This window comes from Microcella sp., from assembly GCF_019739195.1.
Lineage (GTDB): Bacteria > Actinomycetota > Actinomycetes > Actinomycetales > Microbacteriaceae > Microcella.
The window spans coordinates 1,932,766-1,954,189 of the sequence record NZ_JAHHDS010000003.1 but is presented as its reverse complement, the minus strand read 5'-3'; the positions used below and the strand labels follow the sequence as shown (position 1 = coordinate 1,954,189).

At 67.6% G+C, this 21,424-nt stretch carries 20 protein-coding genes; 2 read left to right on the top strand and 18 right to left on the bottom strand.

The features are described 5' to 3' along the window. Positions 1-3: 3 nt before the first annotated feature. Together KL788_RS11245 and KL788_RS11240 are read right to left on the bottom strand one after the other, a co-directional pair. Entirely contained in the window at positions 4-1,071 is a 1,068-nt protein-coding gene (locus KL788_RS11245) for a hypothetical protein (protein ID WP_293171534.1), read from the bottom strand. 53 nt (positions 1,072-1,124) lie between these two features. Next, positions 1,125-2,627, bottom strand: coding sequence for a malate:quinone oxidoreductase (locus KL788_RS11240; RefSeq protein WP_293171531.1), 1,503 nt, complete (start codon positions 2,625-2,627; stop codon positions 1,125-1,127). A 57-nt stretch (positions 2,628-2,684) separates the two neighbouring features. Here KL788_RS11240 and KL788_RS11235 point away from each other — a divergent pair, with 57 nt between their 5' ends. Further along, on the top strand, positions 2,685-3,440 hold the full coding sequence (locus tag KL788_RS11235) for a sulfite exporter TauE/SafE family protein (protein ID WP_293171528.1): 756 nt from the start codon (positions 2,685-2,687) through the stop codon (positions 3,438-3,440). Between the two features lie 15 nt (positions 3,441-3,455). Here KL788_RS11235 and KL788_RS11230 read toward each other — a convergent pair whose 3' ends face one another. From KL788_RS11230 to KL788_RS11170, 13 genes are all read right to left on the bottom strand, one after another. Continuing rightward, positions 3,456-4,265, bottom strand: coding sequence for a sulfite exporter TauE/SafE family protein (locus KL788_RS11230; protein WP_293171525.1), 810 nt, complete (start codon positions 4,263-4,265; stop codon positions 3,456-3,458). A 48-nt stretch (positions 4,266-4,313) separates the two neighbouring features. Then, entirely contained in the window at positions 4,314-5,318 is a 1,005-nt protein-coding gene (locus KL788_RS11225) for an amidohydrolase family protein (RefSeq protein WP_293171522.1), read from the bottom strand. Further along, positions 5,315-6,160: an ABC transporter permease gene (locus KL788_RS11220; protein ID WP_293171519.1), complete on the bottom strand. Its 846-nt coding sequence runs from the start codon at positions 6,158-6,160 to the stop codon at positions 5,315-5,317. The genes KL788_RS11225 and KL788_RS11220 overlap by 4 nt, the downstream gene beginning before the upstream one ends. Next, positions 6,157-7,002, bottom strand: coding sequence for an ABC transporter permease (locus KL788_RS11215; RefSeq protein ID WP_293171516.1), 846 nt, complete (start codon positions 7,000-7,002; stop codon positions 6,157-6,159). The genes KL788_RS11220 and KL788_RS11215 overlap by 4 nt, the downstream gene beginning before the upstream one ends. Continuing rightward, positions 6,999-7,775, bottom strand: coding sequence for an ABC transporter ATP-binding protein (locus KL788_RS11210; protein WP_293171513.1), 777 nt, complete (start codon positions 7,773-7,775; stop codon positions 6,999-7,001). The genes KL788_RS11215 and KL788_RS11210 overlap by 4 nt, the downstream gene beginning before the upstream one ends. A gap of 54 nt (positions 7,776-7,829) precedes the next feature. After that, a complete protein-coding gene (locus KL788_RS11205; RefSeq protein WP_293171510.1) occupies positions 7,830-8,927 on the bottom strand; it encodes an ABC transporter substrate-binding protein in 1,098 nt (365 codons plus the stop codon). A gap of 183 nt (positions 8,928-9,110) precedes the next feature. Further along, a complete protein-coding gene (locus KL788_RS11200; RefSeq protein WP_293171507.1) occupies positions 9,111-10,064 on the bottom strand; it encodes an MBL fold metallo-hydrolase in 954 nt (317 codons plus the stop codon). 29 nt (positions 10,065-10,093) lie between these two features. After that, positions 10,094-11,239 carry an acetyl-CoA acetyltransferase gene (locus tag KL788_RS11195; RefSeq protein WP_293171504.1) on the bottom strand — a complete coding sequence of 382 codons (1,146 nt, stop codon included), beginning with the start codon at positions 11,237-11,239 and terminating at the stop codon, positions 10,094-10,096. Beyond that, positions 11,236-11,661, bottom strand: coding sequence for a Zn-ribbon domain-containing OB-fold protein (locus KL788_RS11190; protein WP_293171501.1), 426 nt, complete (start codon positions 11,659-11,661; stop codon positions 11,236-11,238). The genes KL788_RS11195 and KL788_RS11190 overlap by 4 nt, the downstream gene beginning before the upstream one ends. Beyond that, positions 11,658-12,752: a tartrate dehydrogenase gene (locus tag KL788_RS11185; RefSeq protein WP_293171498.1), complete on the bottom strand. Its 1,095-nt coding sequence runs from the start codon at positions 12,750-12,752 to the stop codon at positions 11,658-11,660. The genes KL788_RS11190 and KL788_RS11185 overlap by 4 nt, the downstream gene beginning before the upstream one ends. After that, positions 12,749-13,720: a cyclase family protein gene (locus tag KL788_RS11180; protein ID WP_293171495.1), complete on the bottom strand. Its 972-nt coding sequence runs from the start codon at positions 13,718-13,720 to the stop codon at positions 12,749-12,751. The genes KL788_RS11185 and KL788_RS11180 overlap by 4 nt, the downstream gene beginning before the upstream one ends. 71 nt (positions 13,721-13,791) lie before the next feature. Further along, a complete protein-coding gene (locus KL788_RS11175; RefSeq protein ID WP_293171492.1) occupies positions 13,792-15,399 on the bottom strand; it encodes an ATP-dependent acyl-CoA ligase in 1,608 nt (535 codons plus the stop codon). Positions 15,400-15,429: 30 nt separating this feature from the next. Next, on the bottom strand, positions 15,430-17,121 hold the full coding sequence (locus KL788_RS11170; protein WP_293171489.1) for a thiamine pyrophosphate-binding protein: 1,692 nt from the start codon (positions 17,119-17,121) through the stop codon (positions 15,430-15,432). Positions 17,122-17,292: 171 nt separating this feature from the next. On the opposite strand from KL788_RS11170, the gene KL788_RS11165 reads away from it, so the two are divergent. Further along, entirely contained in the window at positions 17,293-18,087 is a 795-nt protein-coding gene (locus KL788_RS11165; RefSeq protein ID WP_293171487.1) for an IclR family transcriptional regulator, read from the top strand. A gap of 17 nt (positions 18,088-18,104) precedes the next feature. Here the strand turns inward: KL788_RS11165 and KL788_RS11160 are convergent, their stop codons facing one another. Genes KL788_RS11160 through KL788_RS11150 form a run of 3 tightly spaced genes read right to left on the bottom strand, consistent with a single transcriptional unit; the run spans position 18,105 to position 21,416 of the window. After that, positions 18,105-18,929, bottom strand: a complete 825-nt coding sequence (locus KL788_RS11160) for a polysaccharide deacetylase family protein (protein ID WP_293171484.1) — start codon at positions 18,927-18,929, stop codon at positions 18,105-18,107. Continuing rightward, positions 18,926-19,915 carry an amidohydrolase family protein gene (locus tag KL788_RS11155; RefSeq protein WP_293171481.1) on the bottom strand — a complete coding sequence of 330 codons (990 nt, stop codon included), beginning with the start codon at positions 19,913-19,915 and terminating at the stop codon, positions 18,926-18,928. The genes KL788_RS11160 and KL788_RS11155 overlap by 4 nt, the downstream gene beginning before the upstream one ends. After that, entirely contained in the window at positions 19,902-21,416 is a 1,515-nt protein-coding gene (locus KL788_RS11150) for a carboxyl transferase domain-containing protein (protein ID WP_293171478.1), read from the bottom strand. The genes KL788_RS11155 and KL788_RS11150 overlap by 14 nt, the downstream gene beginning before the upstream one ends. Positions 21,417-21,424: the final 8 nt, after the last annotated feature.

Here is a 21,424-nt window from a genome sequence, read left to right as displayed (position 1 = left end):
AGGTCAGCGCGCCCAGGTGGCGCCGCTGCGCAGGCCCCGCAGGGTCAGCACGATGAGCGTAGCGATCACGGCGAGCACGGCGACCCACAGCACGGGGTCGAGTGCGACCAGCCACTCGAGCTCCCATCGGCGAGCGACGACCGCCGTGAGGTTCACGAAGGCGGCGGTCGGAAACCCGAAGCCCCACCAGCCGAGGTGAAAGTGCATCGAGCGCCGCTCTTTCACGATGATGCGCACCGCCAGCAGCAGCCACCAGGCCGAGAAGCCCCACATGACCGTCACCAGCAGCAGGGCGATGCCCTCAGCGCCCTCGACGACCCCGGCTGCGCTCGCGAGCTCGACGCTCGCCAGCAGCCCGACACCGCCAGCGCCGAGAGGAGCGAGCCAGCCCCACCAGCTCGGAGCCTGATGCGGCGAGGGCGGCGCAGCCACCAGCAAGCGGCTGCCGATGATCGAGGCGAGCATGAGAAACAGGGTGAAACCAATGCCCCACGCGATGAGCGAAACAAACGCCCAGACGGTCGCGTCACCGGGCAGGCCCAGTTCGAGGGCGCGCGACAGGATGCTCGGCGTGAGCACGAGCGGCACCACTGGCACGAACCAGCTGCCCGAGACCGCCGCGTGGGGCACCTCTGCGACGCCGATGATGCGCGTGTAGAAGGCATAGCCCGAGACGAGGGTGCCAATGACGCCGGGCACGAACGCCACCATGCCGACGATGAGCGCCGGCTCGGCAGGCATCGCCCCTGCGACCCCCGCCTGCAGCACGGCGAGCGCGAAGACCTGCAGGCCTGCAGGCCACGAGGCGATCATGGCGCCGATGCCCGGGTTGGCGAGGTCTGCCAGAAAGGCAGCGTTGTGCCGCACGACACGCACGATCATGACCCCCGAGAGGGCCAGCGCGGCGAGCGCAGAGAGAACCAGCAGCGCCAGACCGATGACCGCGTCGAGTTCGAGACCGGGCAGGGGGTCGCGCAACGAGACGAGCGCGGCACCGCTGAGGCTCATGAGGGCCGCGCCCCAGGCAGGGTGCAGCGTGGCGATCCGATCAGTGGTGGCAGCAGCATCCATGACGCCCATAATACCCCCGGGGGTATGTGAACGCTAGGGGATGTGAGCTCCGGTCAGCGCGTGATGGCGAGCGACGTCGCGGTGCTCGCGAGCACCTCGGTCGCGAGCCCAGGGTCATCGGCGATGCTGCGCCCGTAGCTCGGCACCATGCGCTGCAACGCCGGCTTCCACGCCTCGAGCCGGTCGGGGAAGCACCGTTCGATCAGATCGAGCATGATCGGCGCCGCGGTCGAGGCGCCCGGAGATGCCCCGAGCAGACCTGCGATCGAGCCATCGGCCGAGGCGACAACCTCGGTGCCGAACTGCAGCACGCCGCCCTTGCCGGGCTCGTTCTTGATGATCTGCACGCGCTGGCCTGCAGTGAGCTCGTACCAGTCGTCGCCGTCGGCCTTCGGGTAGAAGTCGCGCAGAGCGTCGAGCTTCTTCGACCGCGAGGCCAGCAGCTCGCCCACCAGATAGGTGACGAGATCGAGATTGCGCACGGCGACCTGCAGCATGGGCACGATGTTGTGCCATCGGATCGACCCGAACAGGTCGAACCACGACCCGGTCTTCAAGAACTTGGGCGTGAAGCCCGCGTACGGCCCGAACAGCAGGCTGGCCGTGCCGTCGACGACGCGCGTGTCGAGGTGCGGCACCGACATCGGCGGCGCACCGACCGAGGCCTTGCCGTAGACCTTCGCGTGGTGCTGCGCGACGATCGCGGGGTCATCGCAACGCATCCAGCCGCCGCTGACCGGAAAGCCGCCGAAGCCGCGAATCTCGGGGATGCCGCTCTTTTGCAGCAGCGGCAGGGCGTGCCCGCCCGCGCCGACAAAGACAAACCGCGACGTGATCTCGAGCGGCGTGCCGCCGACCTCGTGGCGCATCGTCAGCTTCCAGAGGCCCTCTTTCGTGCGACGGATGCCCGTCACGCGATGCTCGAGACGCACCGGCATGCCGCTCGACTCCAAGCCCTCGATGAGCAGCCGGGTGAGGGCGCCGAAGTCGACGTCGGTACCGGCCGTCGTACGCGTAGCTGCGACCGGCTCGTGCTTCGAGCGGCCCGGCATGAGCAGCGGAGCCCACTGGTGAATCTGAACAGGGTCTTCTGAGTACTCCAGGCCTGCGAAAAGCGGGTGGTCTTTCAGTGCCTCATGGCGCTTGCGCAGGTACTCGACGTTCTTCTCGCCCCAGACGAGGCTCATGTGGGGTGTGGCACTGAGGAACGCACCGGGGTCGGGCAGCCGCCCCTCGTCGACCAGGTGCGACCAGAACTGGCGCGAGACCTGGAACTGCTCGTTGATCGCCACGGCCTTCGAGATCTCGATCGAGCCGTCGGGCCGCTCGGGCGTGTAGTTGAGCTCGCAGAGGGCCGCGTGGCCCGTGCCGGCGTTGTTCCAGGGGTTCGAGCTCTCGAGCGCGACCTCGCCGAGGCGCTCATAGATGCGGATATCCCACGTCGGTTCGAGCTGCTGCAGCATCGTGGCGAGCGTCGCACTCATGATGCCGGCGCCGATGAGCACTGCGTCGACGGTATGGGGTCCGCGGGGGCCCGCGTCGATGGCTTCAGTCACCGTCTCAGTTTAGTCCGGCTCAACAGGGGCGCTGCCGTGCACGGCTAGGCTGGCCCGGTGATTCTGCCCCTTCTTGCCATCGGAGCAATCGGGGGCCTCTTCGCCGGGCTCTTCGGCGTGGGCGGCGGGTTCATCATGGTGCCGCTCATGATGTCGTGGTTGCGGTTCGACCAGCGGCGAGCATCCGCCACATCGCTTCTCGCGATCATCCCGCCCGCCGCGCTGAGCGCCTCGCTCTACGGGGCGCGCGGCGAGATCGAGCTCGTCGCGGCGGCGATCATCGCTGTCGGGGCGGTCGCCGGCACCCCTCTCGGCGCGCTGCTGCTGCGGCGACTGTCACTCACCTGGCTCAAGTGGCTGTTCATCGCAGGGCTGCTCGTCAGCGCGCTGCGGCTCATCATCGTGGCGCCTGTGCGCGACGGGGCGTTCGACTACAGCGTCGTCTCGGTGCTCGGTCTCATCGCGCTCGGCCTGCTCATGGGCATTGTCGCCGGCCTGCTCGGGGTGGGCGGCGGCATCATCGCCGTGCCGGTGCTCATCGCCGTGTTCGGCATCGGCGACTTGCTCGCGAAAGGCACGTCGCTGCTCGCCCTCATTCCCGGTGCGATTGCCGGATCGATTCCGAATCTGCGCGGCGGCCTGGTGCGCTGGCGCGATGCCGTGCTGATGGGTCTTGCTGCCGCTGCGATGTCGCTCGTCGGCGTCTGGCTGGCATTTCTCGTTCCTGCCCAGGTGTCGGGCTGGCTCTTCGCCGCACTGCTGCTCGTCGTTATCGTGCAGATGGCGTTACGGCCGGTGAAGCCGCGCGACTGAGCCGCACGCGCGGCGTCAGCCCAGCAGCCCTGCGGCGCCGTCGATGATGGCAAGTACTCCGCCGAGGTACGAGATGACAATCACCGTCACCCGTGCCGCGCGCACGCTCACCCAGCGCGAGACGAACTCGCCGAGCGCGAGGCCGACGACGGTGCACGCGATGATGAGCACCCAGAGCCACCAGTCGTAGTCGGGCAGGCCCGTGTCGTTGAGCAGCACCTTCATGACGAACGATGTCACGCCGATGAGCACGAAGATGGGCTGGATCGTCGCGGCGAACGACTTCTGCTCCCAGCGCGTCAAGATCGCGTAGACGCTCATTCCGGGCCCGCCGACGCCGGCGGTGGCGCTCATGAAGCCGGATGCTGTGCCCGCGATGAGCGCAGCAGGAGCCTGCGCGACCCGCCGGTCGAAGTAGTTCATGAGCAGCGAGCTCGTGAGCGCCACGACGAGGATGCCGCCGACGACGATCTGCAGCACGGGCCCGCCGATGAGCACCGACAGAAAGGCACCCGGCACGATCGCGCTGATCGCGGGCACCGCCAGCATCGAGAACTGACGCCAGTCGATGAAGCGCCAGACCCTGCTGATGACGATCGACGCCGACACCGCCCCGCAGAGATTGACCAGCAACACGCCCTCGAAGGGGCCGATGAGCAGCACGAGCACGGGCGCGACGACGAGTGCAAAGCCCATGCCCGAGACTCGCTGGGCCATGGCACCGAACATGACCGCGAGAGCGATGAAGACGAACACCACGGCGATGCGCCTTTCTGCTCGAGACGGTGTGGGGTGCAGGGCATGGTGCTCGGCGGGGTCGGGCACCACCCGCTCGACCCCGCCGATTCCCGACCGCTGAGCGGCCGAGCCTGATTAGGCGCCGGGGCGCCGAGTCAAGAGTTCTCGCGGGTTGTCATCGAGCGCCTTGCGCACAGCGTCGGGCCGATCGGCGAGAGCGCGCTTCAGCGAGCCCACCGGGTCGCTGTCGGCCATGTCGAACGGGTAGTCGCTACCGAGAACGAGACGGTCGTCGCCGACGCGGTCGTGCAAGAACCTCAGCGAGAGGTCGTCGTGCGTGAGCGAGTCGAACCAGAAGCGGTGCAGCAGGCTCGACGGCGCCACGTCGAGGTGCTCGCGCGCCTCGGGCCGCACCGACCAGGCGTGGTCGAACCGGCCGATCTGGTACGGCACGAAGCCGCCGCCGTGCAGCAGCGCCACCCGCAGGGCCGTGTTGCGCGAGAGCACGCCCTGAAAGAGCAGCGACGCCGCGGCGATCGTCGAGTCGGTGGGGTTGCCCACGTAGTTGTGCATGAAGTAGTCGTGCATGCGATCCATGCCGGCGACGTCAGCACCGGGGTGCAGCACCACGGCGAGGCCGCTCGCGTCGATCGCCTGCCAGACCGAGGCGTACTGCCCGTCGCCCAGGTTCGCGCCCGCCACGTTGGTGCCGAGCTCGAGACCGACGACCTCGTCGATCGCGATGAGGCGCTGCAGCTCGTCGTGCGCGGCCTGCTCGCTCTGCATCGGCAGGTGCCCGAGCACGACGAAGCGCTCGGGGTGCTGCCGAGCCATGGCGATCATCGCGTCGTTGTGCAGTCGCGCGGCCACCGCCGCTGCCTGGTCGTCGAGACGGTAGTTGAAGTGCGGCGGCGGCACGCTCAGAGCCTGCAGCTGCACACCGGCAGCATCCATGTCGGCAAGGCGCGCTTCGGTGTCGACCATGCCCAGCGGAATCGGGCCGCTCATGCGCCCGCTCGGGTACTGAAACCACCACTCGTCGCCGCGCTGCACGAGCGCAGGAGCCGCCTCCGGCACCTCGTGCGCCAGTTCGGCGATGAAGCCGCGCGGCACGGTGTGCGCGTGAATGTCGATGCTCACTGCTTCTCCAGATCGGGCCGCGTGACCTCGATGCGTCGCCAGAACACGAAGCGCTTCTCGATGTACCAGATGGTCAGGTAGACCACCAGGCCGATCACGAGGAAGAGGAAGATGATGACCCAGTAAGCGGCGGTGTCGAAGCTCGAGCGGTACCGCAGCATGAGATAGCCAAGGCCACCCGTCGCACCGATGAACTCCGACACGATGGCGCCGATGATGGCGGTCGTCGCACCGAGCTGCAGGCCACCGAAGATGACGGGCAGCGCGGTCGGAATACGCAGCTTGACCATGGTCTGCCACTTCGACGCCCGAAGCGACTTCATAAGCGCGACAGCGTTGGGCTCGGCGAGGCCGAGACCCGACAGCGTCGTGATGAAGACGGCGTAGAAGCACGCGATCGCAGCCTGCAGAATCTTGCCCTCGATGCCGAATCCGATCCAGGCGATGATGATCGGCGCGAGGATCACCGTCGGAATCGCCTCGAGTGCCGAGAGGAACGGCAGGTACGCTGCGCGCAGCCGGCTCGATGAGCTGAGAAGCACGCCGAGGAAGAATCCGACCGATGCTCCGAGCGCGAAACCACCCGCGATCTCGGTGAGGGTTCGGATCACCTGGTCGCCGAACCCATCGGCGCCGAGCACCCGCGGAAAAGCTGCCCAGACAGACTCAGGCGTCGGCAGCAGAATCGCCGGAACCGACTTGGTGACGGTGGTGGCGAGCCACCACACCGCAAGGATGATCGGCAGCAGCGCGAGCGTCAGCAGGTAGGGCGAGCGCAGGAAGTTCTTTTTCTTCGGTGAGCTGTCGACGGCGATCTGCGCCATCACTTCGGTTCTCGTCATTTTCTTCTCGCCCTCGACTCTTCAGACCAGAACACGACACGGCGCTCGACGACATCGGCGATGGAGACGAGCGTGATCGAGAGAATGACCACGATCGTGACGACCGAGTACACCAGGCCCATGTTCAGCTGGGATGCGAATTCTTTCGTGAGCTTGCCGAGCCCGCCGTCTGACGCCGACAAGATCTCGGCGACGATCACGCCAGTGAAGGCCAGCAGCAGTGCGTGCTTCACGCCCACCATGATCATCGGCAGAGCAGAAGGCAGCTGCAGCTTCGTGAAGACCTGCCAGCGGCTGGCCTTGAGCGACTTCATGAGCTTGAACTCATTGGCCGATGGCAGAGCAAGGCCGACCATCGTGTCGATCCAGACCGGGAAGAAGCAGATGATGACCGCGAGGGCGATCTTGCTCTCCGGGCCGAACCCGAGCCACCCGATGAGCAGGGGGGCGAGCACGACCTTGGGCAGTGCCTGAACGGCGATGGCGTAGGGGGTGATGGCCTGGCGCATGAAGGGTGACGTGCCGAGCACGACGCCCATCGTGAAGCCGAAGGCGACGCCGATGACCCAGGCGATCGCAACCGCCGACATCGTCTTGGCGAGGTCGTCCCACCAATAGCCGCCACCTACGAGCTGGACGAAAGCGACGACCGTCTCGCTGAATGTCGGGAACAGCACCCGGTTGACGAACCCTAGCTGCGGGAAGAATTCCCATACCGCGATGATGATGGCGACCGTCGTGATGACGATCCAAGCCGAACCGCCTCGGAAACGCTCCCACCAGGTCGGCCCGGGCGCTGGTGCGCTTCGGGCCGGAGCCGGCGGGGGCGCGGTGGTGGTCACTGCAGCTCCAGCATCTGGCGGGCCTTCGCGACGAGCTTGATGAACTCCGTGGTCGTCTGAAGGTCGGGGCGGCGGGGCCGATCGAACGGCACCTCGATGATGTCGACGAGTCGTCCGGGGCGAGCGCTCATGACGGCGACGCGGTCGCTCATGAACACCGCCTCGGTGATGTTGTGCGTCACGAGCACCGCAGTCGACTTCGAGTAGTCCTGCAGGCGCAGAAGCTCTTGGTTCATCGCCTCGCGGGTGAACTCGTCGAGCGCACCGAACGGCTCGTCGAGCAGCAGCAGCTTGGGGTCGTGCAAGAGCACGCGGCACAGAGCGGCGCGCTGCTGCATACCTCCCGACAGTTGCCAGGGGTAAGAGTCGCGGAAATCTTTGATGCCGACCATCTCGAGCAGCTCTTCGGCTTTCGGGATGAAGTCTTTCTTCTTCTCGCCGAAGATCTCGACGGGCAGCAGCACGTTCTCGAGGGTCGTGCGCCAGGGGAACATCACCGCTTGTTGGAACATCATTCCGATGTGCCGGTTGGGCTCGGTGAGCGGCTCGCCGCTGAATGTGACAGTGCCCTCGGTCGCGTCGAGAAGGCCGCCCATGATGTTGAGGGCGGTCGACTTCCCGCAGCCACTCGGGCCCAGGAGGGAGAGGAACTCTCCCTCCCGGACCTCGAGGTTCAGCCCACTCAGGGCGACCATTTCCTTGTCACCGGAGCCGAAGCGCTTCGTCACGCCGTCGACTCTCACGAGGGGTGCGGTCTGGGTCATGGTCGTCATGGTGTTCTTTCTCAGTTCTCGATAGTGAAAATCAGCTGAACCGGTGCGGCTGGTCTACTGGTTCTGGAACTCGTAGGCAGCAGCATCCGCGGCGACGCGAGCGCGATCGAATTCGTTCGCCGAGGCGATGAAGCCGTCGAACAGGATGTCGTTCGCGTCCACAGCGATGTAGTCAGGCGACGTCGACTGGATCAGGTCGACGAAGGCCTGGGTGCCGTCCACATCGTGCTGGCCGATGTTGTCGAAGTCGACAGGGCGCACCTGGGTCGTGGCCAGCTCGAATCGCAGGTCGCCCTGCGAGACGCCATCAGCGTTCTGCTCGAAGGCCTGCGGGATCGCACCCTTCATGAGGTCGCGGCACGCCTCGAGGTTCTCGTAGCAGAAGTAGATTCCCATCGCGGTTCCGCGAGCGAAGCGCTCGAGCGCCTCACCCTTGCTCGACAGAGTGTCCTGCGTCGTGATGATGCCACGGGCCGGGAACGTGTTGTAGATGGCGGGAGTCAGGTCGACGAGGTTCACGCCGGCCGTCTGAATCGCAAAGATGTCGTTGTAGGCCGTGGAGTACACGTCGACCGAGCCGTTGTCGAGCGCGGCCAGGGTCTCCGGTCCGCCGTCGCCGATCGGAATCAGCTGCACGTCGGTGATGGGGTCGATTCCTTCGGCACGCAGTGCGGCCTCGAGGAACGCGACCTCGCCGCCGCCGGCCTCGGAGATGCCGATGTTGGCGCCCCGCATCTCGGCGATCGACTGGAACGGGCCGTCTTCGGGCACGAAGATGCCGAAGATCGCTCCATTCGAATACGTGAAGATGTTCACGACGGGAAGGCCGACGAGAGCCGCCTCACCGAAGGCCGGTGCCGAGGGGTTGCCCGCGTCGGCGTTGCCCGCGATGACCTGCTCCATCGCCGAGCCTGAGCCGCCTGCGGCGACGAACTCGACGTCGAGACCCAGCTCGTCGTAGTAGCCCAGCTCTTGAGCAGCGAGCCAGCCCCACCATTCGGCGGTGTAGGTGTCACCCGAGGCCATGGCCATCGTGATCTCGTAGCGCTCTTCGCCGGGCTCGGCACCGGGGTCGGTGGCGGGCGCGGTGCAGGCGCTCAGAGCGAGGGCGCCGACTGCGGCGATGGCCGCGAACTGCAGATGCTTCTTCATGCTCGAATCTCCTTTGGTCCGGTGCATTGGGGTAGTGCGGTGTGTGTCGGTGGTGCCGCTCGCCTGGCTCTCGAGCCGGGTACGCGCGTCGTACTGGTAAATCTGACAGCCCGGTGGGCCAATGTCAAGACAGTGTCTTATTTTTTGGGCTACTGGTTTCAAATCGTGATTTTTGCGGGATGCTCAGGCCGCGCTCGACGCCTCGATGACGAGCTCGGCACCCGCCGTCATGAGCGCGAACGACTCCGGAAGCGCCTCAGCGACTGCGCGCTGGGCGCGGAATCCGCTGCAGTGCATCGGCGCGATGAGCTTGAGGCCTCGCTCGCCGAGGCCGGCCACGGTCTGATCGATCTTCTGCTGGGTGATTCCCGCGTGGCCGAGGTGGAAGCCTCCGAGCACGCCGTGCAGGGCATCCACGCCCGTGAGCTTCTGCGCGTGGTCGAGAGAGCTCAGCACGCCCGAATGCCCGCACGGGTCGAGCACCACGAGCCCGACGCCGGTCACGTTGATGATGAGCGTCAGGTAGTCGTCGATGGGGTCGGGGTGCACGTGACCGTCGCGGATGCTCATGCGGCCCGCCGGCACCTCGTGCTCGAAATCGACCGAGATCGGAATCTCACCGCTCGTCATGATGCCCGGGGCGATGTCGAGGGGCTCGCGCACCGCCACGACGGCAGCGCCAGCCTCGACGAGCTCGTGCTCAGTGAGCCCGCGGTTGAAGTACTGGATCATCATGTCGGGCCGCTTGATCGACCGGGGATGGAACGCCGAGGGGTGCACGATGAGCGGCACGCGCCTGCCCATCGCCTCGAGCGCCGCATAGATGCCGCCGAAGTGGTCGGGGTGCCCGTGGCTCAGCACCACTTGGTCGATCTCGTCCCAGTCGACCCCCAGCACCTTCGCGTTGTGGATGATCGGGATTCCGCTCATGCCCGCATCGAACAGGATCGTCGTCGTGCGCCCGGCCGTCGTGGCCTTCAGCAGGAAGGAGATACCGTTCTCGGCCAGCGGCGTGCCGCGGCGCGGCAGGAAGTGCTCGGGCATGCCCTGACGGCGGATCGTCGCCGTGTTGGGCATGAGCATGTCGATGTAGTTGTCGACGAGCACGGTGATCGAGAGGCGATCGCACGACTGCATGGGAGGCACTGCTTTCTATCGGTGGTGGGTCAGGGTTCGGGCTGCGTCGACAGCACGGCGGTGGCGTGGGCTGCGAGGGTGAGCCCCATGCCGTGCACGAGCGACAGCCGCGCATCGGGCACCTGGCGTCGGCCCGCGTCACCGCGCAACTGCTGCACGGCCTCGATGATCAAGAACATGCCGAGCATGCCCGGATGCACCTGGGCAAGCCCCGCGCCGTTCGTGTTCAGCGCGAGCGAGCCGCCGGGGGCGAGGTTGCCGTTCTCCACGAAAGCGCCCCCCTCGCCCTTGGCGCAGAAACCGAGATCTTCGAGCAGCACGAGCAAGCTGATCGTGAAGGCGTCGTAGACGTGCGCGGTGTCAATCTGATCGAGCGTGACGCCCGCCATCTGCAGCGCTCGCTGCGAGCTGCGAGCGGCCTCGGTGGCGGTGAGGTCGGGCATCTGACTCACGTTGCGGTGATTGACTGCTTCGCCTGAGCCCAGCAGGTACACGGGGTTGTCGCGCAGATCACGTGCGCGCTCGGCCGAGACCAGTACGACCGCCGCGCCGCCGTCGGTGACGAGGCAGCAATCGAGCTTGTGCAGCGGGCTCGTGATGACTCCCGAGTTCAACACCTCGTCGACGGTGAGCGGGGTGGGGTACGGCGCGGTGTCGGTCAGCAGGGCCCACTCGCGCGCCGAGACCGCGTACTGCGCGAGCTGCTCGCTCGTCGTGCCGTACTGCGCCATGTGCCGCTGCGCGACCATGCCAAACGCGCCAATCGGGTGGATGAGACCGTAGGGCTGCTCGTAGGGCGAGCTCTCGGCCATGCTCACGAGCTTGCCCGCGTCAGTGCGCTGGGTGCTGCCGTAGGCGACCACAGCCACGTCGCACAGCCCTGCCTGAATCGCCGCGGCCGCGTGTCCGAGCTGCGCGATGAACGAGCAGCCCCCGAGCGCGGTCGAATCCATGTGCCGCGGATGGATGCCGAGGTATTCGGCGAGCGTCAGGGTCGGGAAGGCGTAGTACGACGAGGCTGTGAAGAGCCCGTCGACGTCGGCGAGCGTCAAGCCCGCATCGGCCAGCGCCCGGTTCACGGCAACAGCCATGAGGCCCACGGGCGACTTGCCGTCGGTCTTGAAGGTGTCGAGCTGGGCGGCGCCCACGATGGCGCTCGTGCCGCGGATACTCATGACTGCTCCTCGATCGAGACGGGCCGGAACCTCAGCAGGGTCAGCTCGGGCTCGACGTCGTCGAAGACGGCCTCGACGGGCATGCCGACGCTGACGTCATCAGGCGGGCAGTCCACGAGGTTCGCGAAGACGCGCACGCCTTCATCGAGGTCGACGAGCACGAGCGTGTACGGCACGTCGGCGGCGAAGAATGGGTGGGATGCGCGGGCCTGCGCCGTGAACGAGTACACGGTGCCCGTTCCGGCGGCGCGCTCGAGGTCGAGCGACTCGCCGAAGCAGTGCGGGCACACGGTGCGCAGCGGGAAGACCGCGTGCGAGCATCCCGCGCAGCGTTGAAAGACCAGCTTATGCTCGCGCAGGCGGTCGAAGAAGACCTTCTCCTCACCTCGCGGCGTGATCGGCGGTCGTGTCGGAGCGCTCATGCTGCCTCCACCGTCAGGGCGTGACGCACAGCGGTGCGCACGGCGTCGGCAACCTCGGTCGTCGTCGCGGTGCCGCCCAGATCGGGAGTGCGCATGTCGGTCTCGCCGAGTACGTGGTGGATGGCGGTCATGATCACATCATGCGCCTCGGGGCGACCGAGGTGCTCGAGCATCATCGCGGCCGACCAGATCTGGCCGATCGGGTTCGCGATGCCCTGCCCGGCGATGTCGGGAGCCGAGCCGTGCACGGGCTCGAACATCGACGGAAACTCGCCCGTCGGGTTGAGGTTCGCCGAGGGCGCCATGCCCATGCTGCCCACGATGACCGCACCGATGTCGGTCAGGATGTCGCCGAAGAGGTTGGAGCCGACCACGACGTCGAGGTCATGCGGGTGGCTCACGAAGCGCGCCGCAAGGGCGTCGACGTGCATAAGCCGACCCTCGATCTCGGGGTGGCGGGCCATGACATCGTGAAACACCTCGTCCCAGAACGTCATCGAGTGAATGATGCCGTTCGACTTCGTCGCCGAGACCACTCTCTTCTGCCGCTTCTGCGCGAGCGAGACCGCGTACTCGATCGCGCGCTCAGTGCCCCGCCGCGAGAAGATCGCCTCTTGCACGGCGAACTCGTCGGGCGTGCCGGGAAAGACGCGGCCGCCCACCTCGCTGTACTCGCCCTCGCTGTTCTCACGCACGACGAGAATGTCGATGCCGCGCGAGGTGTCGCGCAACGGGCTCACAACGCCGGGCAGCAGCAGCGCGGGCCGCAGGTTGATGTACTGCTGAAAGGCGCGCCTGATCGGAATCAGCAGCCCCCACAGCGAGAGGTGGTCGGGCAGCGAGGGGTCACCGACCGCGCCCAAGAAGATGGCGTCGTGATCGGCCAACTGATCGATACCGTCGTCGGGCATCATCACGCCGTGCTCGTGGTAGAACCCGCAGCTCCACGGGTAGGTCGTCCAGTCGACCGAGAAGCCCTGGTGCTCGGCGACCAGGTCGACGACCTCGATCGCCGGCCCCATGACCTCATGGCCGATGCCGTCGCCCGGCAGTACGGCGATCGAATAGGAGTCGGCCCGTGGACGCGTCACTTGATCGCCATGGGGTTCACGGGCGACCCGACGGCGCGCGTGAACGTCATCGGCGGGGCGCAGAAGAAGAAGTCGTACTGGCCGTCGTCGGCGCAGTCGTCGGCGAGCGCCTCGAAGTCGAAGATCTCGCCCACCCAGAGGCCCATGCCGACGATGAAGACGCAGTGCAGGGGCTGGAAGACGTCGGGCGTCTGGTTCGGCAGCACCTCCATGCCCCAGGTGTCGACGGCGAGGCCCGCGATGTCGCGGCCGTGAATGAACGGGATCGACTCGAGCCCGAGCCCCGGGGCGGGGCCGCCAGCGTAGTCGCCCCACTTGCCCTTGCGCTCGCCGGTCATGCCGGTGCGCACCATGAGGAAGTCGCCGGCGCCGACGGTGACGCCGTGCATCTTCTCGGCGGCCTCGAGATCGTCAGCGGTGATGGCGTAACCAGGGTCGAGCGCGTCGACGCCCTTGAGGCGCGCGATGTCGAGTAGCACGCCGCGACCCGCCATCTGATCGGCCGCGACGCCGACGGCACCGACCTTGGCGCCCTTGCTCGTGACCTGGTCGGGGGTAAAGCCGTTGTACATGTGGCCGTCGAAGAAGATGTGCGCGAGCGCATCCCACTGGGTCGACGACTGCAGCGCCATGATGATGAGGTCGTCGGTGCCGCGCAGGTGGCGGTCGTTGCCCTGGTAGAACTCGTCGACGACCGTGCCCATGGCGATGTCGCCGCCGTCGCGGAACATGAGGTGAATGGGGTTGAAGCGCCCACCGAAGCCGCCACTCACCTGCGGACCCGTGGCATCCATCGGCAGCGCCATCGAGATGCGCTTGCCCGAGCGGATGCACGCGGCCGCGGCCGCGACACGCTCCGGCGTCAGGTGGTTCAAGGTGCCGCGATCATCGTCGGCACCCCAGCGACCCCAGTTGGAGTACTGCTTCACGAGCGCGCGCACGGTCTCGACATTCGGCGTCTCTGCCATCGTGTTCTTCTTTCTCTTGCTGGTGATCGATCGGTCTGAGGTACGGGTGGAGCGAGAACGGATGCTCGGCGCTAGCCGCGCGATGCTGCTTTGGTCGAGCGAACTCCCCCGTCGAAGCGCTCGCCCACGCCGTAGTCGCCCGAGCGCAGTCGGTGCTTCTCGATCTTGGCTGTGGGGGTTTTCGGCAGGGCGTCGACGGTCTCGACGAAGCGCGGCACCTTGAAGGCGGCGAGGTTCTCGTCGCACCACGCGATGATCGCGGCCGGGTCGATGGTCTGCCCGTCTCGCGGCACGACGAAGACGCACAGCTCTTCGTCGGTGAGGTCAGAGGGCACCCCGATGACGGCCGACTCTTGCACCGCGGGGTGCGTGTTGACGACCATCTCGACCTCGAGCGACGAGACATTCTCGCCGCGACGCCGCACGATATCTTTCTTGCGGTCAACGAAGTAGAAGTAGCCGTCGTCGGCCTGCCACGCGCTGTCACCCGTGTAGAGCCAGCCCTCGCGCAGTGCCTCGGCGGTCTTCTCGGGGTCTTTGAAGTAGCCGAGCATCATGGCCGCGTTGCGCAGCACGAGCTCGCCGATCTCACCGCGCGGCACCTCGACGCCATTGGCGTCGACGATCCTCGCCTCGGTAGCGGGGTAGGCAGGGTCGGGGTGCGACCGTGGCACGCCCATCGAGTCGGGGTGCCGCGGCTCGTCGATCGGCTCGAGCAGACCGTAGGTCGTCTCACTCATGCCGAAACCCGAGACGCACGCGATGCCGAAACGCTCCTCGATCGAGGTGCGCACGGCATGCGGCAGCGCGGGCACGCCGTAGGCGACGCGCACCTTGTGGTCGCGGTCGTCGGGGCTCGGCTCTTTCTTCGACAGGATGACCGTCATCGCGCCGATCATGTTGAACATCGTCACGCCGTGCTCGCGCACGTCGGGCCAGAAGCGAGTGGCGCTGAAGCGCGGTGCGAGCACCATCGCACCCTCGGTGCCGATGGCGCCCATCGTCGAGTAGGCCTGCGAGTTGATGTGGAAGAGCGGGAGGCACGCGTAGATGCGATCGCCGCGCTGCATCTTCATCCAGTGCGGAAACGCCTGGCCCGTCATGACGTAGTTGCGGTGCGACTGCATGACGCCCTTGGGTCGGCCGGTCGTGCCCGAGGTGTAGATGAGCGAGATGAGGTCGTCGGGGTCGAGGTCGACGCTCGGCGCCCGGCCGTCGAGCTGCGTGGCGCCCGCGATGAAGTCGTCGTAGCCCTCGGCCTCGCCGAGCACGAGGGTCGAGTGCAGACCCGGTGCGTTCTCGCCGATGCGGTGGAAGAGCTCGGCGTGGGCCGGATCGATGAGGGCGAACCGCGCTTCGGAGTGCTCGATGAGATACTGCGCCTCGGCGAGCTTGAACCCGGTGTTGACCGCGACGAGCACGGCGCCGATCTTCGCGAGTCCGAGCCAGGCGTGCAAGAAGCCGGGGCTGTTATCAGCCATGAACGCCACACGATCGCCCTTGCGCACGCCCATGTGGTGCCAGTACGCCGCGGCGGCGTCGACGTGAGCATTGAACTGCTCGTACGACTGCTGTTCGCTCGCCGTGTCGGAACCGGTCCAGATGAGGTATGGCTCGGCGGTGTTGCGCTCGACGGCGTTCTCGAGGAACGCGCGCACCGTGAGGTCGTGGGGGGTCATGGATGTCCTTCTCAGAGCCGGGGCCATCGGTCAGTTCTGCGCGCGCGCGGCTGAGCCCTTGGGCGCGACCGCATCGATGTCGGAGACCACGTCGATCAGCACGGGGCCGTTGATCTCGGCGGCGCGGGCCATGGCGGGGGCGAGTTCGCTCGACTTGGTGACGCGGATTCCGGTGACCCCGAGGCTCTCGGCCACGGTCGCCAGGTTGACGTCGTCGAAGTGCCACAGCTCGTGGTGACGCCCGGTGAGCTCACCGCCGTAGGCGACCGTGTACGGGTTGATCTCTTGATTGAGCGAGCGGTTGTCGTTCACGACGATCGTCAGCGGCACGTTCCAGCGGGCGGCGGTCTCGAGTTCGCTCAAGTGGTAGAAGAGTCCGCCGTCGCCCGTGAAGACGACGACCTGGGCGTCGGGGCGCGCGATCTGCGCACCGATGCCGGCCGGCAGACCCCAGCCCAGCGACCCCGCAGCGCGCAAGAAACCCTGGTCGGGCTGCGTCAAGTCGAGGTAGCCCGCCGTCCACATGCCCGCGTGCCCGGTGTCGCTCACGACGATGGCATTGTCGGGCAGAAGCCCGTTCAGCTGCGTGACCAGTCGCTCGGGCCGCATCGGCTCAACGTCGTCAGAGGTCAACGACGAGACGCTCTCACGCCACCGAGCGGTCAGCTCGGCGGCGCGGTCGCGCCACTGCTGAGTTGGCCCAGTGTCGACCGAGCCGAGCGCCTCAAGCAGGGCGGTGAGGCCCAGGCGAGCATCCGCGACGACGGCCACGGTGTCGGGGTAGTGGCGGCCCAGCTCGGTCGGCTCGATGTCGAGGTGCACGACGCGCGTGCTCGTCGGAGGAACCTGCCAGGTGAGCGTCACCTGGCTGCCGGTCTGACTGCCGACGTACATCACGAGGTCGGCTTCGAGAATGATCTGGTTGGCACTCGCGCGGGCGTACAGCCCCGGGATTCCGATCGACAGCGGGTGGTCGCCCGGCACGGTCTCTTTGCCGTTGAGCGAGGTCGCGATGGGCGCACCGAGCCGCTCGGCGAGCGCGACGACTTCGGCTGCCGCACCCGACGTGCGCACGCCGCCGCCCGAGACAATCACGGGTCGCTCTGCCGAGCGCAGAGCCGCCACCGCCGCCGCGATGGCCTCGGGGTCAGGCGCCACGCGCAGGGCGGGGCTTCGGCGATCGCCGGGCGTCGGCACCGTGGCCTCGAACGACTGGTTCTCAATGATGTCGCCCGTGTGGCCGGCGAGCTCGAGGTGCGTCGGGCCGGGCTTGCCCGTCGTGGCATCGCGGAAGGCCTGGTCGAGCTGGTCGGGAAGGCGCGCCACGTCGAAGACCTGACGGCTCGACTTCGTCACGGGCTTGAAGAGCGGAAAGTCTTCGATCTCTTGGTAGTAATTGCGGCCACGGCTCCACTCGTAGGGGCCGCCGGTGAGAGCGATGACGGGCGAGCAGCCGAGGTAGGCGTCGCGCAGGCCGGCTGCGAGATTGGCGGCGCCGATGTTCTGGGCCATGCAGATGCCGGGCTTGCCGGTGGCGCGCGCGTAGCCGTCGGCCATGTAGGCGGCGGCCTTCTCGCCGTGGGTCACGATGCGCTTGATCGACGTCTCGTTCTCCATCGCCACCAAAGTCGCGCTCAGCGCAGTGGGTACGAGGAATACGGCGTCGACGCCGTATGCGTCGAGTGCGCGCGACAGATACTGCGCGCCCGTCATGTTCGTCATGATGACTCCTTCGTCGTCACGACCTCGGAACCCTGCAGTCGCAATGACCGTGAGACCCAGCTGGCCTGTTGTGCTCGTGTCTTGTTTATCAAGACGTTGTCTTGTTATCTTCCCTTTCCTCTGCGATGGTGTCAAGCCGGGACTGGAGCGAGTTTCAGTAGCATGGCCGCTATGGAGAGTTCGTCGACCGCCGCGTCACAGAAGTCGGGCATGCTCGTGCGCGCCATCACGCTGCTCGAACTCGTGGCGACCCACGTCGACGGCATCGGCGTGCGCGAGGCGGCTCGCCGCACCGGCATCGACCGCAGCGCCGTCAGCCGTATCCTCACCCACTTCGAAGAGCTCGGCTACGTCGAGCAAGAGCGCGAGCGTGGGGTGTACGCGGCTGGTCCGCGACTGTTCTCGATCGTTGCAGCGCTGTCAGAGCGCGACTCGCTCGCCAAAGCGGCCGAGCCTCTGCTGAAAGAACTCGTCGGCCGGTTCAACGAGACCTGCTACGCCGTCGCCCGCGTCGACGACACGCTCGTGTACCGGTCAAAGGTCGATTGCGACAACACCATTCGCTACGTCATCGAGATGGGCAAGCCGTTCCCGCTCGTGAGCGGTGCCTCAGGTATGGCCATTCTCAGCGGACTGACTCGCGACGAGCGCGACCGCATTCTCGAGCAGCCGATCGTCGCCCACACCGACGTGAGCCTCACCGACCCCGAAGCCGTGCGCGCTCAGCTCGCTGAAGACGTGCGCCTCGGGTACTCGTACAGCCCCGGGCGCTGGGTGCCCAATGGCGGGGGTGTCGCGGCCCCGTTCTTCGATGCCACGGGGCGATGCGCCGGGGCGCTCACCCTCAGTAGCCCGATGGACCGGCTGCAGAAGCTGTCGATCGACGAAGTCGGCGCCGCCGTCAACGACGCTGCTCGGCGTATGAGCGAGCGCCTCGGCCACGTGGCCGAGCCGCCCGCGCGCTAGCTCGACCAGCGCGCCGTCTACTCATCCACGAAGTGGTCGACGAGATCGCCCCGCGTGGCGATCCAGAAATCGAGCCGTCGTGCTTCGGCGATGATCTGCGTCAGCGCGAGCAGACCGGCGGGGCGGCAGCCGACGTGCGCGTGCAGCGTCACGTCGACGTGGCCGGGCCGCGGGCCGCGAGCGATCGCGGCGGCCTCGAAAGCAAAACTCGAGACGAGCTCGCGCGTCGGCTGGCCGTAGCGCACGGTCATCGGCAGATCGTTGATCTCCATACCAAAGGGCAGGGCAACGATGCGGCCCTCGGGCGTCTCGCGCCAATAGGGCTGGTCGGCGTCGAACACGTCGCCGTGCCACTCGTAGCCCTGCCCTGCCAGCAGCTCGCTCGTGCTGGCGCTCGGCGTGCAGCGCGGGCTGATCCAGCCCCGCGGGCGCTGCCCACTCACCGCCGCGAGCGCCTCGGTGCAACGCGCGATCTCGGCGCTCTCCTCCTCCCGGCCGATGAGTGCCGGAATGCGATTCTGCGCCCACGAGTGCCCCGCGATCTCGTGACCGGCCTCTGCGATCGCGCGCACAGCATCCGGAGCCGTCTCGGTCAGCATGCCGCTGACGTAGAAGGTGGCCGCGATCTGCTCTTTCTCGAGCAGCTCAAGAGCCGCCCAGACACCCGTGCGCCAGCCGTAGTCGGCCCACGAGACAGCCTGGTGGTCGAGGGCCCCGGCCGGCAGCGGGTTGCCCATGGGGCCGAGGCCCGGGGCGACCCCGGCATCCCACTGCTCGAACATGATCGAGATGGCGACCGCGCCGGTGCGGTCTCCGGGCCAGCGCTGCGGGGTCGTGGTCATGAAGCGTCCATCCGGGTCGGGGTGAGCAGGGGGGCGATGCGGCCGGAAAGAATGGCTTCGGCCTCGGTCTCGTCGAGCGCGTCGCGCACGAGCTGCACGGGTCGCACGAGGTCGGCCGGGTCGACGAAGGGGTAGTCGGTGCCGAAGACAATGCGGCCGGCAGGCAGCACCTCGAGCGCCAAGCGCAGTGTGTGCGGCGAGCAGTTCGCGGTCTCGAACAGCAGCCGCTCGAGCGAGGTCGCGGCGTGGTCATCGGTGCCGAGCATCTCGGTCTCGAGCTTCCAGCGCCACAGCAGCCGGTGCAGTAAGAACGGCAGCGTTCCGCCGAGGTGCGGAATCACCCAGGTCAGCGCGGGGTGCTCATCGAGCAGACCCGAGGCGAGCAGGCGCACGGCCGCGATGGTGTCTTCGAAGGGTGCGCCGATGGCCCACTCCATGCCGTGGTCAGCGAGGGCGCCCGGAGCGCAGAAGCCGTCGGGGTGCGTGATGACGAGGGCACTCTCCTCGGCCATCGCCGCGTAGACCGGCTGCCACTGCTCGGCATCGATAGGCACCGTGTCGATGTGGGTCGGGATGCTGTAGCCGGCGAATCCCGGAAGGGTGCGGGCCCGATGGGCCTCTGCCACCGCCTCGTCGACGTGCGGCAGAGGAAGCGAGGCGAGCAGTCGAAAGCGGTCGGGGTGCCGGGCGACCACGGCCGAGCACCCGTCGTTGAAGGCCTGTACGAGACGCGACCGCGTTGCGGCGTCGCGGTGCCAGATGTTCAGCGAGGCGAAGCTCAGGGCCTGAAGCTCGATGCCCGCGGCGTCCATGAGACGCAGCCGGTCGTCGAGGTCGCCGAGAAAAGTGGGCACCTTCGTGATGATGCGGTGCTGCAGGAAAGCCCGGGCGACCTCGCCCGCGCGGCCCTCTTCTGCCGCGACCTCGCGCACGACGGCGACGTACTCGGGTGGGTAGTAGTGGGCGTGCACGTCATGAGCGGGCATGGTCGACCTCCTCGTCGATGCGGAACGGCTGGGCATGGCGTGCGCGGCGGGTCGCGCGACCGGCGATGTCGGCGTTGCGGGCGTGCGTGATCTGCGCGCGAATCTGCTCGCCGAGCCGTCGACAGAACTGCTCGGGCTCGAGCTCGGCACTGGGCCGCTCGTCGACCACGGCGTCGACGAGACCCTGGCGGTGCAGCTGGTGAGCGGTGATGCCCTGCGCCCGGGCCATCGCTGCGGCGTGCTCGATGTCGCCGTGACGGATGACGCTCGCTCCCTCGGGCGGCAGAGGCGCGAGCCAGCCGTGACGGGCGGCGATCACCCGGTCTGCTGGAAGTAGTGCGAGCGCGGCTCCGCCGGTGCCCTGGCCCATGATGACCGACACCGTCGGCACGGGCAGCATAATGAGGGCCGCGAGACACCGAGCGATCTCGCCGCCGAGGCCGCCCTCTTCGGCCTCGCGCGACAGGGCGGCACCGGGAGTGTCGATGATCGTGACGAGCGGCAGGCCGAGCTCAGCGGCGAGCGCCATGCCGCGTCGCGCCTGACGCAGGGCGCCGGGGCCGAGCGGCCCGTCGAACGACTGCGCATGCCGGTCGAGCCCCACCACGACGACACCGTGATCGCCGATGCGCGCGAGCGAGACCGTCGATGCCTTCTCGGTCTCACCTTCTGACGTGCCCGAGAGGGGTACCACGTCGGTCGCCGCGAGGCGCAGCAGCGTGCGCACGCCGGGCCTGCCAGGGCGGCGCGAGATGAGCACGGCATCCCACGCATCGGGTTCGTCGCCTGCAGGCGACGGTGCATCGACCGGCGTCGGCGTTTCCGGCGCCGCGACGATCGACAGCACGCGCGCGATCATCGGCCGCAGGTGACGCGGCTCGAGCACGGCGTCGACAAGACCGTGCGCGAGCAGGTTCTCGGCCGACTGCACGCCGGGCGGAAACTCGCGGCCGTGCAGCGCCGCGTACACCTTCGGGCCGAGAAAGCCGATGAGCGCCCCCGGCTGCGCGACCGTGATGTGGCCGAGCGATCCCCACGAGGCGAAGACCCCGCCCGTCGTCGGGTGGCGCTGATACACCAGGTAGAGCAGACCAGCCGCTTTGTGGTCGACGACCGCGGCCGTGATGTCGACCATGCGAGTAAAGGCGGCCGTGCCCTCCTGCATGCGCGTGCCGCCCGAGACGGGGGCGGCCAGCACCGGCAGCCGCTCAGCGGTGGCGCGCCGCAGTGCCGCGGTGATGCGATCCGCGGCGACCGTGCCGATCGAGCCGGCGAGAAAGCCGAACTCTCCGACGATGACGGCGACCGGATGCCCGTTCAAGGTTCCGGCGCCGGTCACGACCGCCTCGGTCACGCCCGTGCGCTCGCGCGCCTCGACGAGCTGACGCGCGTACTCTTCGCCGACGTCGGGCTGCCGCGCGTCGGTATCCCACGAGTCGAAGCTGCCCGGGTCGAGAGTGAGGTCGATGAGCGTGCGCGCATCGGGCCGGTCGATGCTCATGCGTCGCC

Bases quoted from the DNA above. Each gene is read 5' to 3' on its own strand.
- KL788_RS11245 (WP_293171534.1), bottom strand. From the start codon at position 1,071: ATGGATGCTGCTGCCACCACTGATCGGATCGCCACGCTGCACCCTGCC.
- KL788_RS11220 (WP_293171519.1), bottom strand. From the start codon at position 6,160: ATGACGAGAACCGAAGTGATGGCGCAGATCGCCGTCGACAGCTCACCG.
- KL788_RS11210 (WP_293171513.1), bottom strand. From the start codon at position 7,775: ATGACGACCATGACCCAGACCGCACCCCTCGTGAGAGTCGACGGCGTG.
- KL788_RS11205 (WP_293171510.1), bottom strand. From the start codon at position 8,927: ATGAAGAAGCATCTGCAGTTCGCGGCCATCGCCGCAGTCGGCGCCCTC.
- KL788_RS11200 (WP_293171507.1), bottom strand. From the start codon at position 10,064: ATGCAGTCGTGCGATCGCCTCTCGATCACCGTGCTCGTCGACAACTAC.
- KL788_RS11195 (WP_293171504.1), bottom strand. From the start codon at position 11,239: ATGAGTATCCGCGGCACGAGCGCCATCGTGGGCGCCGCCCAGCTCGAC.
- KL788_RS11190 (WP_293171501.1), bottom strand. From the start codon at position 11,661: ATGAGCGCTCCGACACGACCGCCGATCACGCCGCGAGGTGAGGAGAAG.
- KL788_RS11180 (WP_293171495.1), bottom strand. From the start codon at position 13,720: ATGGCAGAGACGCCGAATGTCGAGACCGTGCGCGCGCTCGTGAAGCAG.
- KL788_RS11175 (WP_293171492.1), bottom strand. From the start codon at position 15,399: ATGACCCCCCACGACCTCACGGTGCGCGCGTTCCTCGAGAACGCCGTC.
- KL788_RS11170 (WP_293171489.1), bottom strand. From the start codon at position 17,121: ATGACGAACATGACGGGCGCGCAGTATCTGTCGCGCGCACTCGACGCA.
- KL788_RS11165 (WP_293171487.1), top strand. From the start codon at position 17,293: ATGGAGAGTTCGTCGACCGCCGCGTCACAGAAGTCGGGCATGCTCGTG.
- KL788_RS11160 (WP_293171484.1), bottom strand. From the start codon at position 18,929: ATGACCACGACCCCGCAGCGCTGGCCCGGAGACCGCACCGGCGCGGTC.
- KL788_RS11155 (WP_293171481.1), bottom strand. From the start codon at position 19,915: ATGCCCGCTCATGACGTGCACGCCCACTACTACCCACCCGAGTACGTC.
- KL788_RS11150 (WP_293171478.1), bottom strand. From the start codon at position 21,416: ATGAGCATCGACCGGCCCGATGCGCGCACGCTCATCGACCTCACTCTC.